Consider the following 16,101-nt stretch of genomic DNA (forward strand, 5'->3'; position numbering starts at 1 on the left):
GTCGGTGCCGTCCGCCTTACTTCGCGGGCTCCGTACCGAACCACTTCTTGTAGAGCCGGTCGTAGGTGCCGTCCTTCTTGGCCTTGTCGAGGGTGTCGTTCACGAGTTTCAGCATGACCTTGTCCTTCTTCTGGACCATCATGCCGAGCTGCTCGCCGGTCTCGTACGAGGCGCCGATCTCGGTGTCCTTGTTCTGCGTGATGTAGTACTCGAGGATGCCGCTGTCCGCGATCGACGCATCCACCTGGCCGGTGCGGACGGCGGTGGTGAGCAGGCCGTAGTCCTCGAACTCGACGATCTCGTAGCCGTACTTCTTCTCGTTCTTGCTCGCGTAGATCTTTCCGGTGGTGTCCTGCTGGGCGCCGAGCTTCTTGCCCTTCAGCTTCTCCAGCCCGTCGATGCCGGACTCCTTCTTCACCAGCAGCGACTGCTTGACGTCCATGAACGGCTTGGAGAAGTCGACGACCTTCTCCCGCTCCGGGGTGATGGTCGCACCGCCGTAGGCGACGTCGCACTTGCTGGTCTTGAAGTCTTCACCGGAGACGATGCCACCCCAGGGGGTGTCGACGATCTCCTGCTCGACGTCAAGCTCCTTGGCCATCAGGTCGACGAGGTCGACCTCGAAGCCGACGGTCTCGCCGCCCTCGGTGAACTCGAACGGCTCGTAAGGGAGCGAGGTGCACGCGGTGAGCTTGCCCTCGGTCACCAACGAAATGTCTTTCTTGCCCGAGCCGCCACCTTCCGGCTCGGTCGACTCTGCGCAGCCCGCCAGGCCGACGGCGAGTGCCGCGGCCGCGAGCGCGGCGATCAACGGTCGCTTGATGATCACGGCATGTCTCCTTAGGCGAGAACGATGAGCCCATCGTGCCACCGGGGCTGGTCACTGGCCCGGTATTGGCGTGTCGGGGCCGCACTCGATGCGGCTTCGGTTCAGGACCGGAACAATATAGTGACCGCCCCCGGTGCTGTCGACGAATCCGCCAACAACGCGGCTGCGCAGGTAGTCGAGTGCCTACGGTGACGAGCCGGGGGAGCTACCAGCCCCTGGCGCGCCACTCGGCCAGCTGGGGGCGCTCCGCGCCGAGCGTGGTGTCGTCGCCGTGGCCCGGGTATACCCAGGTGTCGTCGGACAGCTCGCCGAACACCTTCCCCTCCAGGTCGTCCATCAGCGAGCTGAAGTCGGTCGGGTTGGTGGTGCGGCCAGGGCCGCCGGGGAACAGGCTGTCCCCGGTGAACAGGTGGCCGTGGCCCTGCGGGTCCTCGTAGAGCAGCGCGACGCTGCCCGGCGTGTGGCCGACCAGGTGGATCGCCCGCAGCTGGACGCCGCCGAAGGTGACCGTGTCGCCGTCGGCGAGCTGCTGGTCAGGCGCGACCGGGAGCGCGGCGGCGTCGTCGCGGCCGGCGGCCGTCCACGGGGTCGTCGCCGCGACGACGGCGGCCAGGGCCCGGTGGTGGTCCCAGTGCTGGTGCGTGGTGACGATGCCGTCGAGGCGGCCGTCGGGGGAGCCCTCGTGTACGTACCCGAGCAGCCGGTCGGCGTTGTCTGCGGCGTCGATGAGCAGCTGCGCGCCCGTGCCACGGTCGGTGAGCAGGTACGTGTTGTTGTCCATCGAACCGACGCTGGTCTTCCTGATCACCAGGCCGGGCAGCTCACGGACGTCCGCCGGGCCCTCGGGGGTGACCTCGCCGGTGTAGCTCATTCGCTGATCCCTTCTGCTTTCGTCAGATCCACGCGGGCAGGTGTGGGAGCTCGCCGGACGGTACGACGGTCAGGTCGTCGCCCGAGGTGCGGCCGCTGAGCCAGCCGGCCAGGCCGGCCGCGGAGCCCGTGACCACCGGTCGCGGCTGGTCCGCGGGCGGCTCGGGGTCGCCCTTGCGGTGCACGGTGAACGCGCCCTCCACCCGCTGCGGCAGCCCCTGGATGAGCTGGTCGAGCAGGCCGGCGCTGAACCCGTCCGGCCAGTCCTCGCAGCTGTAGCCGGCGCCGAGGTCGACGTGGTGCACCTCGACCTCGACCAGGCGCTTCCACGGGATCTCGTGCAGCGGCTGCAGCTTGCCGCCGCGCCACTCCACGACGGTGTCCCAGGCGTCGGCCGGCACCGTCTGCAGCGCGGCGGTGTAGCGGTCGGCGGAGGCGCGCAGGTCGGCCAGCTGCTCGTCGGCCGGCCGCCCGGCGCCGGCCTCGATGTCGCGCTCCCTGGCGTCGCCGCGGCCGTACATCGGTTCCCGGCTGCCGTGCGCCCAGCCGAGCAGGTTCACCAGCGCATCCGCGTTGCGCGCGATGTGCGTCAGCACGTGGCCGCGGGTCCAGCCGGGGAGGATGGACGGCGCGCGCACGTCGTCGTCGGTCAGTGAGGCGGCGGTGTCGAGCAGCCGGCTGGTGGCGGCGTCGACGTCCCTGGTCAGGTCATCCGATGGCACTCCCATACGATGACGGTATCTGGTTTGGCAACACGGCCTGGAAGAGATGCCATCGATGACGGACTTGGTCAGCCTGTTGGAGAGCCGCCTCGGCGCGGCGTTCGCGGCGGTCGCCGGCGAGCAGGTGGATCCCGTCGTCCGACGCTCCGACCGGGCGGACTTCCAGGCCGACGGCGCGCTGCGGCTGGCGAAACCGCTGCGCCGCAACCCGCGCGACATCGCCGCGGACATCGTGGCGAAGGCTGAGCTCGGCGACCTGTGCGAGCAGGTCGAGGTCGCCGGGCCGGGGTTCATCAACCTCACCCTCGCCGACGGGGCGATGTCCGGGCTGGTGTCCGGGCTGGCCGGCGACGACCGGCTCGGCGTCCCCGTCGACGAGCGGTTGGAGACCGCGGTGATCGACTACTCCTCGCCGAACGTGGCCAAGGAGATGCACGTCGGGCACCTGCGGTCGACGATCATCGGCGACGCGGCGGCGCGCGCGCTCGAGTGGCTCGGCCACACGGTGATCAGGCAGAACCACGTCGGCGACTGGGGTACGCCGTTCGGCATGCTCATCGAGCACCTGCTCGACGTCGGCGAGGACGAGGCCGCGCGGGAGCTGACCCTCGGTGAGATGGCCGACTTCTACCAGGCGGCCAGGGCGAAGTTCGACGCCGACGCCGCGTTCCAGGAGCGGTCGCGGCGGCGGGTGGTGCTGCTGCAGAGCGGCGACGAGGAGACGCTGCGGCTGTGGCAGGTGCTCTTCGACGACTCGGCGCGGTACTTCCAGCAGGTGTACGACCGGCTCGACATCACGCTCACGCCTGCCGACCTGGCGGGGGAGAGCAGCTTCAACGACCAGCTGGCCGACGTGGCGGCCGAGCTCGACCGGCTCGGCCTGCTGCGCGACAGCGAAGGCGCGCGCTGCGTGTTCCCTGCGGGCTTCCTCGGCCGGGAGGGCGAGCCGCAGCCGGTGATCGTGGTGAAGAGCGACGGCGGCTACGGGTACAGCACCACCGACCTGGCCGCGCTGCGGCACTGGGTCAGGGATCTCGGCGCCACCAGGCTGCTCTACGTCGTCGGCAGCCCGCAGGCGCAGCACTTCGCCATGCTGTTCCAGGTGGCCAGGGAGGCCGGCTGGCTGACCGACACCGTGCACGCGGAGCACGTCGCGTTCGGGTCGATCCTCGGCACCGACCACAAGATGCTGCGCACCCGGGCCGGCAGCAGCGTCAAGCTGAGCGCGCTGGTCGACGAGGCGGTGAGCCGCGCCAAGGCCGCCGTCGAGGAGAAGAACCCTGAGCTCGACGAGCAGACGAAGCGCGACGTCTCCGAGGCGGTCGGCATCGGTGCGCTGAAGTACGCGGACCTGTCGAACGACAAGGTCAAGGACTACGTGTTCGACTGGGACCGGATGCTGTCGTTCGACGGCAACACCGCGCCGTACCTGCAGTACGCGCACGCGCGGATCCGGTCGATCTTCCGCCGCGGCGAGGCCGACCCGGCCGCGTACCGGGACGTGGCGATCGACGTCGAGCACCCGGCTGAGCACGCGCTCGCACTCCACCTGCTCGGCTTCAACGCGGCTCTGCACCGTGCGGTGGAGAACGTCGAGTTCCACCGGCTGTGCGGTTACCTGTACGAGCTGGCCAGCGAGTTCACCAGGTTCTACGAGCAGTGCCCGGTGCTGAGGGCCGACGCCGAGCGCAGGGCCAGCAGACTCGCGTTGTGTGACCTGACCGCGCGGGTGCTGGCCAGGGGGCTCGGCCTGCTCGGCATCACCGCCCCCGACCGGATGTAGCGGACGCCGGCTGCCGGGACCGGGACGAACAGCCACCACCACGGGACCGGTCGCGGTCCCAGCTCCGACCAGACTGGGACGACACGGGCTGCCCAGGTGATCGTGCGGTCAGCTGCGGGCTACGGGCGGAGTGCGCACGGCGGGTAGCGAGCCGGCTGAGCACGCGTTGAACACCAGGACGAGGACGAGCGCCCAGGCGGCCATGTCGGTAGCCACCTGGACCGGCCATGATCGTCGTGGCGCGGCGTCGGCAACGGCCATCGTTACCCATTCGAGATGCGTGCGCCATCGTTCTGCACACACCTCTTGACAATTGTTTTCTAATCGGTCTCCCTATGGTGAGACCAATTTTCCCGGGCGCGCCACCAGCAACGAGCCACCCATCAATACGGAAGGTCGACCACACCATGGACATGAACAACAGGTCACTGACTCGGCGGCGGCTGTTGCAGGGAACGGCCGCCGCGGCTGCCCTCGCGCCTTTCGGCGGGGTGCTGACGTCCTGCGCGACGGGTGGCGGTGACGACTCGGACGGCGGGGGCGGGGGCGGGGGCGAGAAGTCGGCGGGTAACCCGTTCGGCGTGGCGAAGAACTCCGCGATCGAGGCGGTCATCTTCAACGGCGGTTACGGGTTCGACTACGTCGAGTTCGCTGCCGACCAGGTGAAGAAGAAGTTCTCCGTCAAGCCGGAGATCACGCCGTCGACGAAGATCGCCCAGCAGCTGCAGCCGCGCTTCGCCGGCGGGAACCCGCCGGACCTCGTCGACAACTCCGGCGCCGACTCGATCGGCTTCAACACGATCGCCAAGGGCCTCGAGGAGCTTGACGAGCTGTTCGAGGCGAAGAACTACGAGGGCAAGAAGATCGCCGACACCTTGTATCCGAACGTCAGGATGCCCGGCACCTTCGGTGGCCGGTTCGTCGCGATGAACTACGTCATGACCGTCTACGCGATGTGGTACTCGGCGTCGCTGTTCGACGAGAACGGCTGGGAGCCCCCGAAGACCTGGGACGAGGCCATCGACCTCGGTGCCAAGGCGAAGGCCAAGGGCAAGTACCTGTTCGTCTGGGGCAAGGAGGCCGCGACCTACTACCAGACGATGGCCATGAACTCCGCGATCAAGGAGGGCGGTCCGGAGGTCCGACTGGGCCTGGAGAACCTGAAGCCCAAGTGCTGGTCGCACCCCGCGCTGCAGCAGGTGTTCAAGGCGCTCGAAACCTGTGTGAAGAAGGGGTACTTCGTGCCCGGCGGTGCGGGTACCCAGTTCACGGCGGCTCAGGCACGGTGGAGCAAGGACCAGCAGGCGATCCTGTACCCGTCGGGTGGCTGGATCGAGAACGAGATGAAGAAGGCGACGAAGGACGACTTCCAGATGACCGGCTTCCCCGAGATGACGGTCAGCGACAGCCCGGAGTCTCCGTACGAGACGCTGCGCGGTACGGCGGGCGAGCCGTTCATCGTGCCGAGCAAGGGCAAGAACCCGGCCGGCGGCAAGGAGATCCTGCGGGCGATGCTGTCGGAGGACGCGGCGACGAACTTCAGCAAGTCCAAGCTGGCCCCGACCATCGTGAAGGGCCTGGTGCCCGAGGACGGCTTCGGCTCGAGTGCGCTGGTGTCGCAGACGGAGATGCTCGACGCCGCGGGAACCAATCTGTTCAACTACCAGTTCGTCGACTACTACGGCATGAACGAGGACCAGCTGACGGTGTGGAACTCGTTCCTGGCCGGCAAGATGGACGCGGCAGGCCTGACCGAGGGCCTGCAGGACATCACCGACGAGATCGCCAACGACAACTCGGTCGACAAGATCAAGGTCACTGAGTGACGACGCAGACGTCGCCTACCTCGACCAGCAGGCCGGCACGGCCGGCTGGTCGAGGCCGGAGGAAGCCGCTCACCTTCGACCGGGTGAGCTTCTTCGCGGTGTGTCTGGGCGTCCCTCTGCTCGTCTTCCTGGTGTTCGTGATCTCCCCGTTCGCACAGGCGATCTACTACTCGCTGACGGACTGGAACGGGTTCAGCGAGTCGATGGAGTTCGTCGGCTTCGGCAACTACGTCCGGCTCTTCCAGGACGACGAGTTCGTCATCTCGATCCGCAACAGCATCCTGCTCGGCCTGATCGTGCCGTTCGTCACGATCGTGCTTGCACTGATCATGGCCACCATGGTCACGGTGGGCGGCAGCGGCACCGGCGCGGTCAGGGGCCTGAAGCGGTCGAGCCTCTACCGGGTCATCTCGTTCTTCCCCTACACGATCCCCGGCATCGTGATCGGCATCATCTGGGCACAGATCTACGACCCGGGGCGCGGCGTGTTGAACGCGCTGCTCGGCCAGGTGGGCCTCGGCCAGTTCGCCGACTACCCGTGGCTGGGGGACTCGAGGACCGCCATGGCGGCGTCGATCTTCGTGATCGTCTGGGGGTTCGTCGGGTTCTACATGGTGCTGTTCATCGCGGCGATCCGGGGCATCGACCCGGACCTGTTCGAGGCGGCTCGGATCGACGGTGCGGGTCGTGTTCGGATCGCGGTGTCGGTCACCATTCCGTTGATCAGGGACAGCGTCCAGACCGCCTATATCTACCTCGGCATCGCCGCGCTCGACTCGTTCGTGTACATGTCGGCGCTGAACCCGACGGGCGGGCCGGACAACTCGACGCTGGTGATGTCGCAGGAGCTGTTCACCACCGCGTTTAACAAGGGGCAGTTCGGCTACGCGACGGCGATGGGCGTGATGCTCGCCGTCGTCACCTTGGTGTTCGCCGCGCTCGTGTTCACGGTGAACTTCACCACCGGCGGCCGGGTCAGGGAGGCGCGGCGATGAGTGAGAGTACCCGCACCGTGCCGACGGAACCGAAGGAGTCGGCTCCGCCGCGGGGCGCTTCCCGCGACGCGCGTCGGCCGGAGCTCGACCGCTCCAAGGCCTTCGACGTGGTCGCCCACGCCCTGCTGATCCTGTGGGCGCTGCTCGTGGTCCTGCCGCTGCTCTGGGTCCTCCTGTCGTCGTTCAAGACGACCGACGAGGTGCTCGGCGACCCGCTGACCTGGCCGAGCCAGCTCGAGTGGCAGAACTACGTCACCGCATGGACCGACTCTGGTGTCGGCCAGTACTTCCTCAACACGGTGATCGTCGTCGGCAGCGCGCTGGTCATCGTCATGGTGCTCGGCGCGATGTGCGCGTACGTGCTAGCCAGGTTCAAGTTCTTCGGTAACCGGTTCATCTACTACTTGATGCTGGCCGGGCTGACCTTCCCCGTCTTCCTGGCGATCGTCCCGCTGTTCTTCATCCTGCAGAACCTCGGCCTGCTGAACACGCTGCCAGGACTGATCATCACCTACGTCGCGTTCGCGCTGCCCTTCACGGTGTTCTTCCTGCACGCGTTCTTCAAGACGCTGCCCGGCGACCTCTACGACGCGGCGTTGGTGGACGGCGCGGGGGAGTGGCGCGCGTTCTTCCAGGTGATGCTGCCGATGGCTCGACCGGGCATGGCATCGGTGGCGATCTTCAACTTCCTCGGCCTGTGGAACCAGTTCCTGCTGCCCACCGCGCTGAACACGAAGACCAGCAGGTACGTGCTAACCCAGGGGATGGCATCGTTCCAGTCCCAGGCCGGGTACGCGGTCGACTTCGGCGCGCTGTTCGCCGCCGTCGTCATCACCGTGGCGCCGGTGCTCGTCGTGTACATCATCTTCCAGCGGCAGCTACAGAGCTCCGCGGTCGCCGGCGCGCTGAAGTAGCCGCGGCGCCGTCAGACGGCCATGACGGCGCCGTCGCCGGCCGGGTCGGCGCCGCCGTCCAGCCCGTCGGGGTGGATGCGGATCGCGAGCACCCTGGCGAAGTCGAACGTGACGGGGCTGCGCACGACCGAGTGTCCCGCCGCGCGCAGGTCGCGTTCCGTGCAGCGGGGTATCCGGTTGGAGACGTCGATGGCGCTGCTCGTCGCGGAGAACCTCGGCGCGCTGACCGCCTCCACCATGGTCATGTCGAAGTCGATCGCGTTGAGCAGCGTCTGCAGGATCCCCATGACGATCTGCGTGCCGCCTGGCGCGCCGACGACCAGGTGCGGTCGGTCGCCGTCGAGGACCATCGACGGTGCCATGGCACTGAACCTGGCCTTGCCGGGGGCCACGCTGCCGGTGCGTCCAGGCCGCGGGTCGAACACCGCCATGCAGCCGTTGTACATGAAGCCGAGGCCGTCGGTGATCACACCGGACGGGCTGCCGAGCGAGTGCGTCATGGTCACGCAGTTGCCGTCCGCGTCCACGATGGACAGGTGCGTGGTGTCCGGGCTCGGCGCCGGGTCGGTGTCGAGCCTTGGCACCTCCGCGCGTTCGCCGGCGCGGATCCGCTCGGCGAGCTCGGCTGCGTACGCCGCGGCGGTCAGCCGGTCGAGCGGCACGTCGACGAACGCCGGGTCGCCGACGTAGCGGTCCTTGTCGATGGTGGCCAGCTTCATCGCCTCGGCGACGGTCTGGATGTACTCCGGCGAGTTGTGCTCGAGCGCCTTCAGGTCGAAGCGCTCGAGCACGTGCAGCATCTGGAGCAGCATGACGCCGCCGCCCGGCGGCTGGTTCGTCGCCACCCGGTAGCCGCGGTACGCACCCCACAGCGGCGCCCTGCGGGTGGGGCGCCAGCGCTGCAGGTCCGCCGCGGTGAGCAGGCCGCCGTGCCGGCCGATGTCGTCGGTCATCGCGTGCGCGATCTCGCCCTCGTAGAACACCGACACCCCGTGCTCGGCGATCGCCCGCAACGTCGCGCCGAGGTCGCGGTTGACGACCTCGTCGCCGAGCTGTTTCGGCGTACCGTCCTGGCGGCAGTACAACGCGCGGCCGGCCGCGGAGTACCTGAGCTTGTGGTCGTTCGCGAGCCGTCCCATCGGGTCGTGCCTGGCCCAGAACGACGCCACCTGCGGTCGTACGGTCCAGCCCTCCTCGGCGAAGGAGATCGCCGGCTCGACCACCTGTTGCCACGGCAGCCGGCCGTACGCGTGGTGGATGTCCCAGTACGCACGCAACGCCGCCGGCGTGCAGATCGACTGGTAGCCGAGCTCGTTGACCGAGTCGCGCAGGAGGAAGCCGAAGCCGTCGCGGGTCTCACCCTCGATCAGGTGCTCCCACATGTCGGGCCGGCTCGCCAGCGGCGCGGGCGCGTGGAAGTCGACGTACTCGTGCACGCCGGCGCCGGGGAGCAGCATGCCGCAGCTGCCGAAGCCGGCGATGCCGCACATCAGCGGGTCGATCACACCCTGGGCGAACGCGCATGCGACGGCCGCGTCGACGGCGTTCCCGCCCGCCCGCAGGATCTCCACCGCCGTCTCCGTGGCCTCCGGCTGCGCGGCGACGACCATCCCTGGCTTCCTGCTCCGCACGCGCGCTCCTCTCGGTCACGGCCCGTCCCGAGCACCCAACCACGTTCGGCGGGCGTGAGCTACGGGAATGCGGCGCGCGTCACACCGGCGTGCGGAGCTCGCGGCCGCCCGCGTGGTGCGGGGTTCCCTCGGTCGTCGCGAGGAACGCGGCACCGTGCAGGCCGCCACCGGCGGGCTGGTAGACGGCCAGTGCCGGGCAGTCGGTGGCGAGCCTGGCCAGCAACGGCAGGCGGACGGTGTCGGTCGTGGTGAGGATGCTGCCGGTCCAGGTGAACGGCACGGTCGCTGCGGCGGCAGCCGGGTGGGCGCGCCGTACGGTCGCGGTGACCGTGGCGGCGAGCTCCGCGACGGCCCGCTCGCAGATGCCGCGGGCCACCTCGTCACCGGACTCGGCGGCCTCGACCACCTGCCGGGCGAACGCGGCGATGTCGCTGACCATGGTCGGCGACGCGAGCACCCGGTGGACGAACGCACGCAGCTCGCCGCACTCGGTCACGGCGCGGTCGGTCAGCTCGGTCGCCTGGTGCCGGCCGTCGAGCCCGGCGAGCGCTGCGCGCAGTCCCTCCCGGCCCAGCCACGAGCCGCCGCCGGCATCGCCGAGCAGGTAGCCCCAGGCGTCGACGCGCAGCAGCCCGCCGTCGGCGTCGACCGAGGTGCAGACGACACCTGTGCCGGCGTTGAGCACCACGCCCGGCCGGCCGCCGAGCGCACCCGCGTGCGTGGTGACGTCGTCGCCGGCGGCGACGACCCGCGTGGCGCCGGTCTCCTCCGCCAGGCCCTGCAGCAGCGGGGTGACGTGCGGACCGGTCAGGTTCAGGCCGGACAGCCCGCAGGCGAGCGTCCGCACCGGTCCAGGTCTGCCCAACGCGTGCCAGGCCCGGCTGACCGCCTCGCGCTGGGCGGCCCCCGGGTCGGCGCCGCTCGTCCAGGCGAACCCGGGGACGTCCACCGTGGCGCCGAGCACCGGGCCGGCGTCCGTGCTGGTGACGGTGGCCATCCGCAACCCGCTCTGGCCGCCGTCTGCGGCGAGGTCGACATGCACGGGCAGAGGGTAGCGCGCTGACCGAACGTTGAGATGTCGATGAAATCGTTGACGATTTCGTCGAAGTGCTGTCAAGCTGCGGCCATGCTCGAACCCACCGCCGGGGAGATCGCGTGCCAGCGACTGCGCGAGGCGCTGCGCAGCGGCAGGTACGTGCCGCAGCAGCGGTTGATCGAGCCGGACGTGATGGCGGAGCTGGACGTCACCCGGCTGGCGCTGCGCGAGGCGTTCGCCCGGCTCGAGCACGAGGGGCTGGTGCAGCGCCAGGCGAACCGCGGCGCGACGGTGCGGCTGCTGTCGCTGGACGAGGCGACCGAGGTGCTGGAGATCCGCTCGGTCGTCGAGGGGCTGGGCGCCAGGCACGCCGCCGCACTGGCCACCGACGACGACATCGCTGCCCTGTGGCAGAGCATCGAGCGGTTCGAGAGCGCCCTCGCCGAGCCGGACATCGCGGCGTGCAACACCGCGCAGGCCGCGCTGCACAACCTGGTCACCGACATCTCGGCCCGGCCGACCGTGGCCAGGCTCACCGACATGCTCAGCGCCCAGAGCGCGCAGACCCGGATGACCACGGCGCGGGTCAGCGGCCGGCTGCGGCAGTCGCTCGAGGAGCACCGGGCGATCGTCGAGGCGATCGCCGGCCGCGACCAGGATGCCGCCGAGGCGGAGATGCGGCGCCACATCAACGGCGTCATCGAGGCGGCTACCGAATCCATGTGACCGAAGCACCGGGGTCGAAGGAGCAGCGGTGATACCAGCACCCTTCAGGTACGTGCGGCCGAGCACGCTGGCACAGGCGCTCGAGCTGCTGAACGCGGAGGCAGCCGCGTGCGTGCTGGCCGGCGGGCAGAGCCTGCTCACCCAGCTGAAGAGCCGCGCGGTGACCCCGGACCTGGTGGTCGACCTCGGTGCGCTCGACGAGCTGCGGGAGATACGCAGTCGCCCGGGGACGGTGACCATCGGCGCGATGGTCACCTTCGCCCGGTTGGCGAAGAACCCCGTCGTGCGCGAGAGCGTGCCGGTGCTCGCGCAGACGGTCGCGCACGTCGCGGACGTGCAGGTGCGCAACCGCGGCACGCTGGGTGGCTCGCTGTCGTACGCCGACCCGTCGGGCGACCTGGCGGGCGCGGTGATCGCCGCCGGTGGCACCGTACGGCTGGTCTCCGCGGACGGCGAGCGGGAGCTGCCCGCCGAGCAGCTGTACGCCGGGCCGTTCCGTACGGTGCTGGCGCCCGGCGAGCTGCTCGTCGACGTGACCATGCCGCGGCACGACACCGCGCACACCGCGTACTACGCGGTGGCCAGGCGCCCGGCCGACCCGACGCTCGCCGGGGTGGCCCTGGTCGCCACCGTCGACGCGGACCGGATCACCGACATCGGCGTCGGCCTGGTGGGCCTCGGCGACCGACCGCTCGCGGCGGCGGCGACGGCCCGCGCACTGCGCGGTCAGCCACTGGGTGGCGCCGAGGCGGGCACCGCCCTCGCCGACGAGATCGCGCCACTTCCCAGCACCGCCGGCCAGGCCGAGTATCGCCGCGCCGTCGCCCTGACGGCGCTCGAGCGGGCGCTGCGCCAGCTGACCCAGGAGGCCGCCTCATGACCGATTACGACGAACAGGTCGAGCTCGACGTGAACGGCGAACGGGTCGCCGCCACCGTGCCGGCCCGCATGCTGCTCGTGCACTACCTCCGCGAGGTGGCCGGGTGCACGGGGGTGCACGTCGGCTGCGACACCGGTAACTGTGGCGCGTGCACCGTGCTGCTCGACGGGCAACCGGTGAAGTCGTGCATGCTGCTCGCGGCCCAGGGGAGCGGGCAGCAGGTGACCACCGTGGAGGGGCTGGACGCGCCGTGCGTACCGGCGCTGCGGCAGGCGTTCACCGCGCACGGCGCCATCCAGTGCGGGTACTGCACGCCCGGCATGCTGACCAACGCGACCGCCCTGCTGTGCGAGCAACCGGACGCCGACGAGGAGAGCATCCGCAACGCCCTGCGCGGCAACCTCTGCATGTGCACCGGGTACCAGCAGATCGTGGACGCGATCTCCGCGGTGGCACAGCAGGGAGAGGCGGCGCAGCGATGACCATCTACGCACCCGAGAGCACGCTCGCCACCGACAACTGGGTGGGCAAACCGGCGCCGCGCAAGGAGGACGGGCGGCACCTCACCGGCAAAGCGCGGTTCCTGGACGACCTGCCGTTCGCCGGCGGCGCGATGGCCGTACTGCGCAGCCCGCACCCGCACGCGCGCATCGTCTCCGTCGACACGTCGCGGGCGCTCGCCGACCCGAACGTCCTCGCGGTGGTGACTGGTGCGGACGTCCGCAACGAGACCACACCGGTGGCGTCGCGGTCGATCACCGCGCCGGTGACGCAGTATGTGATGGCCGTAGACAAGGTGCGCTGGGTGGGCGAGCCGGTCGCCGCCGTCGCCGCGACCGACGTGTACGCGGCACGCGACGCGCTCGACCTGATCGACGTCGAGTACGAGGTGCTGCCCTCGGTCGCCGAGATCGGCGACGCCCTCGCCGACGGTGCGCCGCTGCTATACGAGGACATCGACAGCAACATCCTCGTGCACGACGAGCTCCTGCACGGCCCCATGGAGCAGGCGTTCGACGACGCGGCGTTCGTCGTGCGGGAGACCTACCGGGTGGGCAGGTTCAGCTCGACGCCGTTGGAGCCGTACGCGCTCTCGGTGTCGTACGACCCGCGCGACGAGCAGTTCGACATCGTGGCGAACGACCAGCAGCCGGCCCGGTCGATCGGCAACATCACGAAGGCGCTCGGCGTGCACACGTCGGACGTACGGCTGCACGTGCCGGAGAGCGGCGGCTCGTTCGGCATCAAGCTTGCGATCTGGCCGTACGCGCTCATCGGCTGCCTGTTGGCCAAGCGGGTCGACCGACCGCTGAAGTGGATCCAGACCCGCACCGAGCACCTGCTCGGCGGCACCCACACGCCCGACGTCGAGATGGACATGGAGCTGCCGGTCGACGCCGATGGCAAGATCCTCGCCATGCGCCTGCACAGCAGGGAGAACGACGGCGCGTTCATCCACACGGCCGGCATCTACGGGCTGATCAAGTTCGCTACGGCCGTCGGGCCGTACACCATCGGCGCGGCGAGCATCGACCTGATGAGCGTGGTGACCAACCGCGGGCCCGTGGTGCAGAACCGCGGGGTGGGCAAGCCCGCCATGACGTTCGCGCTCGAGCGCTCCGTGGACCGCGCGGCCCGGCAGCTGGGCATCGACCCGGCGGAGTTCCGGCTGCGCAACCTGGTGCCCGCGGAGGCGATGCCGTACACCACGCCGGCGGGGGAGATCTACGAGAGCGGCGACTACCCGGCGACGCTGCGCAAGGCGCTGAAGCTCGGCCGGTACGAGGAGTTCCGTGCGCGGCAGGTGGACGCGCGCGCCGAGGGCAGGTTGCTCGGCATCGGGCTCAGCGCGGGGATCGAGCCAGGCACGTCGAACATCGGCTACTACTCGCTGCTCAAGGGCACCACCGAGTACAACGGCAGCGCGGAGGGCGCAGTCGTCGGCATCGAGGTGGACGGCAGGGTCACCGTTCGCACCGGCTCGGTCGACACCGGCCAGGGCCACGAGACCACCATCTGCCAGGTGGTCGCGGACATGCTCGGCGTCGGCCTGGACGACGTGCACTTCGACACCACGTTCGACTCGTCGTGCTCGCCGTACACCGGCGCGTCCGGCGCGTACGCGAACCGGTTCAACGACGTGGAGGTCGGCGCGGTCATCACCGCGACCAAGCGGGTGCGGGTGAAGCTGCTCGAGCTCGCCGCGTACCTGATGGAGGCCGAGCAGGGCCAGCTGGTGCTCGGCGGCGGCGCGGTGAGCGCCGCGGACGGCAAGGCGCAGATGTCGCTCGCCGACCTGGCCAAGATCGCGTACAACAAGGTGGTGCTGCTGCCGCCGGACATGGACCCCGGCCTGCGGGTGCTCGCGTACTACCGCAACCCGATGGCGAAGCCGCCGGAGCGCGAGGACTTCAATGTGCAGCTGACGCACTCGAACTCGGTACATGTGGTGGTGGTGGAGGTCGACCCGGGCACGGGCATGCTCGACTTCCTGAAGTACGCGATCGTGCACGACTGTGGCCGGCAGCTCAACCCCACTGTGGTGGAGGGCATGGCGATCGGCTCCACCGTGCACGGCATCGGCGCCGCGCTGCTCGAGGAGTTCCAGTACGACGAGGCTGGCAACCCGCTTGCGACCACGTTCCAGACGTACCTGAAGCCGGTCGCCCAGACGGTGCCGCGGATCGAGCTCGGCCACCTGGAGTCGCCGTGCCCGTACACCATCCTCGGCACGAAGGCCACCGGCGAGGGTGGCGCGATCACGTCGCTCGCAGCGATCGGCAACGCGGTCGAGGATGCCCTGCTGCCGCACGGCGTGCAGGTGAACTCGCTGCCGATCACACCGGAGAAGATCTTGCGCGGGATCCGCCATGGCACTGCCATCTGACGGCTGCATCGACGCGCACGCGCACCTCGTACCGGCGAAGCTGGTCGAGGCGACCGAGCGTGCCGCGGGCAACCTGCCGAACGTGACCGTGAGCCGCCCCGAGGGCGGCGGCGTCGCGATCTCGTTCCCCAGCACCCAGGCGGTGCGGCCGATCCCGCCCGCCGTGCTCGACCGGGAGCGCTCGCACGCGTGGATGGACGCCCACGGCATCGCGGCGCAGGTGGTGGGTGTCTGGGCCGACCTGTTCGCGTACGACCTGCCGCCGCGCGAGGCCGCGTACTGGACCAGGATGGTCAACGAGCTGCTGGTCGAGGAGACGCATGCGTCCGGCAGGATGGCACCGCTGGCCATCCTGCCGCTGCAGGACACCACGCTTGCGTTGCAGGAGCTCGACCGCGCCCTGGACCTCGGCTATCCCGGGGTCACCATCGGGTGTTCGGCGGGTGCCGACGAGCTCGACCACGACCGGCTGGACGAGGTGTGGGCGGCACTCGCGGACCGCCGGGTGCCTGTGGTCATGCACCCAGGCTTCCGCACCAGCGACGTTCGTGCAACGGCGTACGGGCTGCCGAACACCCTTGGCCGTGCGTACGACACCGACGTCGCCGTCGCGCGGCTGCTTTACTCCGGCCGGCTCGCGAAGCACCCCGGAGTACGTCTCGTGCTGATGCACGGGGGAGGGGCGGTGCCGTACCTCTGGGGCCGGATGCAGCGCAACCACGCGCTCGGCGACGGGCCGGCCGATCCCGCCGATGGTTTGGCATGCCTGTACTTCGACAGCGTCGTCTACCGCGAGCAGGCGCTGTCGTACCTGGTCGACTTCGCCGGCGCCGACCGCGTGCTGCTCGGCTCCGACTACCCGTTCCCCATCATGGACCCTGAACCGTTGCGGGTGGTGCGCGAGCTGGTACCACCGGACGACGTGCGCGCCCGAATCTGCGCGGACAACGCCCGTGCCCTGTTCGTCCGCTGACCCCGTCGAGACCGTCGAGAAAGGACGCC

At 69.8% G+C, this 16,101-nt stretch carries 14 protein-coding genes; 9 read left to right on the forward strand and 5 right to left on the reverse strand.

Features of this window, described 5'->3' with window-relative positions:
* Positions 1-16: 16 nt before the first annotated feature.
* From GEV07_10360 to GEV07_10370, 3 genes are all read right to left on the reverse strand, one after another.
* Positions 17-808, reverse strand: coding sequence for a transporter substrate-binding domain-containing protein (locus tag GEV07_10360; GenBank protein MQA03099.1), 792 nt, complete (start codon positions 806-808; stop codon positions 17-19).
* A 226-nt stretch (positions 809-1,034) separates the two neighbouring features.
* The gene (locus tag GEV07_10365) at positions 1,035-1,700 is read right to left on the reverse strand and encodes an MBL fold metallo-hydrolase (protein MQA03100.1); all 666 of its coding nucleotides are present in this window, start codon (positions 1,698-1,700) and stop codon (positions 1,035-1,037) included.
* Positions 1,701-1,722: 22 nt separating this feature from the next.
* A complete protein-coding gene (locus GEV07_10370) occupies positions 1,723-2,427 on the reverse strand; it encodes a maleylpyruvate isomerase family mycothiol-dependent enzyme (GenBank protein ID MQA03101.1) in 705 nt (234 codons plus the stop codon).
* Between the two features lie 49 nt (positions 2,428-2,476).
* On the opposite strand from GEV07_10370, the gene argS reads away from it, so the two are divergent.
* The 4 genes from argS to GEV07_10390 all read left to right on the forward strand — a co-directional run bounded on the left by argS (position 2,477) and on the right by GEV07_10390 (position 7,939).
* The gene (argS, locus tag GEV07_10375) at positions 2,477-4,204 is read left to right on the forward strand and encodes an arginine--tRNA ligase (protein ID MQA03102.1); all 1,728 of its coding nucleotides are present in this window, start codon (positions 2,477-2,479) and stop codon (positions 4,202-4,204) included.
* Between the two features lie 407 nt (positions 4,205-4,611).
* Complete coding sequence (ngcE, locus tag GEV07_10380) at positions 4,612-6,030, forward strand: carbohydrate ABC transporter, N-acetylglucosamine/diacetylchitobiose-binding protein (protein MQA03103.1); 1,419 nt, start codon at positions 4,612-4,614, stop codon at positions 6,028-6,030.
* Complete coding sequence (locus GEV07_10385; GenBank protein ID MQA03104.1) at positions 6,027-7,025, forward strand: ABC transporter permease subunit; 999 nt, start codon at positions 6,027-6,029, stop codon at positions 7,023-7,025. Before ngcE ends, GEV07_10385 begins: the two co-directional genes overlap by 4 nt.
* On the forward strand, positions 7,022-7,939 hold the full coding sequence (locus tag GEV07_10390; GenBank protein MQA03105.1) for an ABC transporter permease subunit: 918 nt from the start codon (positions 7,022-7,024) through the stop codon (positions 7,937-7,939). Before GEV07_10385 ends, GEV07_10390 begins: the two co-directional genes overlap by 4 nt.
* 11 nt (positions 7,940-7,950) lie before the next feature.
* On the opposite strand, the gene ggt is transcribed toward GEV07_10390, so the two are convergent.
* Together ggt and GEV07_10400 are read right to left on the reverse strand one after the other, a co-directional pair.
* Positions 7,951-9,549: a gamma-glutamyltransferase gene (ggt, locus tag GEV07_10395; GenBank protein ID MQA03106.1), complete on the reverse strand. Its 1,599-nt coding sequence runs from the start codon at positions 9,547-9,549 to the stop codon at positions 7,951-7,953.
* 100 nt (positions 9,550-9,649) lie between these two features.
* Entirely contained in the window at positions 9,650-10,612 is a 963-nt protein-coding gene (locus GEV07_10400; GenBank protein ID MQA03107.1) for a hypothetical protein, read from the reverse strand.
* A 33-nt stretch (positions 10,613-10,645) separates the two neighbouring features.
* Here GEV07_10400 and GEV07_10405 point away from each other — a divergent pair, with 33 nt between their 5' ends.
* From GEV07_10405 to GEV07_10425, 5 genes are read left to right on the forward strand one after another with little or no spacing between them, the layout of a single operon-like run.
* Complete coding sequence (locus GEV07_10405; protein MQA03108.1) at positions 10,646-11,332, forward strand: FCD domain-containing protein; 687 nt, start codon at positions 10,646-10,648, stop codon at positions 11,330-11,332.
* Positions 11,265-12,212: a xanthine dehydrogenase family protein subunit M gene (locus GEV07_10410; protein MQA03109.1), complete on the forward strand. Its 948-nt coding sequence runs from the start codon at positions 11,265-11,267 to the stop codon at positions 12,210-12,212. Before GEV07_10405 ends, GEV07_10410 begins: the two co-directional genes overlap by 68 nt.
* Positions 12,209-12,694, forward strand: a complete 486-nt coding sequence (locus GEV07_10415; GenBank protein MQA03110.1) for a 2Fe-2S iron-sulfur cluster binding domain-containing protein — start codon at positions 12,209-12,211, stop codon at positions 12,692-12,694. The genes GEV07_10410 and GEV07_10415 overlap by 4 nt, the downstream gene beginning before the upstream one ends.
* The gene (locus GEV07_10420; GenBank protein ID MQA03111.1) at positions 12,691-15,099 is read left to right on the forward strand and encodes a molybdopterin-dependent oxidoreductase; all 2,409 of its coding nucleotides are present in this window, start codon (positions 12,691-12,693) and stop codon (positions 15,097-15,099) included. Before GEV07_10415 ends, GEV07_10420 begins: the two co-directional genes overlap by 4 nt.
* Positions 15,083-16,072: an amidohydrolase family protein gene (locus GEV07_10425; protein ID MQA03112.1), complete on the forward strand. Its 990-nt coding sequence runs from the start codon at positions 15,083-15,085 to the stop codon at positions 16,070-16,072. The genes GEV07_10420 and GEV07_10425 overlap by 17 nt, the downstream gene beginning before the upstream one ends.
* The last annotated feature ends 29 nt before the right edge of the window (positions 16,073-16,101 follow it).

This window comes from Streptosporangiales bacterium, from assembly GCA_009379825.1.
Taxonomy (GTDB): domain Bacteria; phylum Actinomycetota; class Actinomycetes; order Streptosporangiales; family WHST01; genus WHST01.

Coding starts and splice junctions, on each gene's coding strand:
- ggt (MQA03106.1), bottom strand. CDS start 9,549: ATGGTCGTCGCCGCGCAGCCGGAGGCCACGGAGACGGCGGTGGAGATC.
- GEV07_10410 (MQA03109.1), top strand. CDS start 11,265: ATGCCGCCGAGGCGGAGATGCGGCGCCACATCAACGGCGTCATCGAGG.
- GEV07_10415 (MQA03110.1), top strand. CDS start 12,209: ATGACCGATTACGACGAACAGGTCGAGCTCGACGTGAACGGCGAACGG.
- ngcE (MQA03103.1), top strand. CDS start 4,612: ATGGACATGAACAACAGGTCACTGACTCGGCGGCGGCTGTTGCAGGGA.
- argS (MQA03102.1), top strand. CDS start 2,477: ATGACGGACTTGGTCAGCCTGTTGGAGAGCCGCCTCGGCGCGGCGTTC.
- GEV07_10425 (MQA03112.1), top strand. CDS start 15,083: ATGGCACTGCCATCTGACGGCTGCATCGACGCGCACGCGCACCTCGTA.
- GEV07_10390 (MQA03105.1), top strand. CDS start 7,022: ATGAGTGAGAGTACCCGCACCGTGCCGACGGAACCGAAGGAGTCGGCT.
- GEV07_10370 (MQA03101.1), bottom strand. CDS start 2,427: ATGGGAGTGCCATCGGATGACCTGACCAGGGACGTCGACGCCGCCACC.
- GEV07_10405 (MQA03108.1), top strand. CDS start 10,646: ATGTCGATGAAATCGTTGACGATTTCGTCGAAGTGCTGTCAAGCTGCG.
- GEV07_10420 (MQA03111.1), top strand. CDS start 12,691: ATGACCATCTACGCACCCGAGAGCACGCTCGCCACCGACAACTGGGTG.
- GEV07_10365 (MQA03100.1), bottom strand. CDS start 1,700: ATGAGCTACACCGGCGAGGTCACCCCCGAGGGCCCGGCGGACGTCCGT.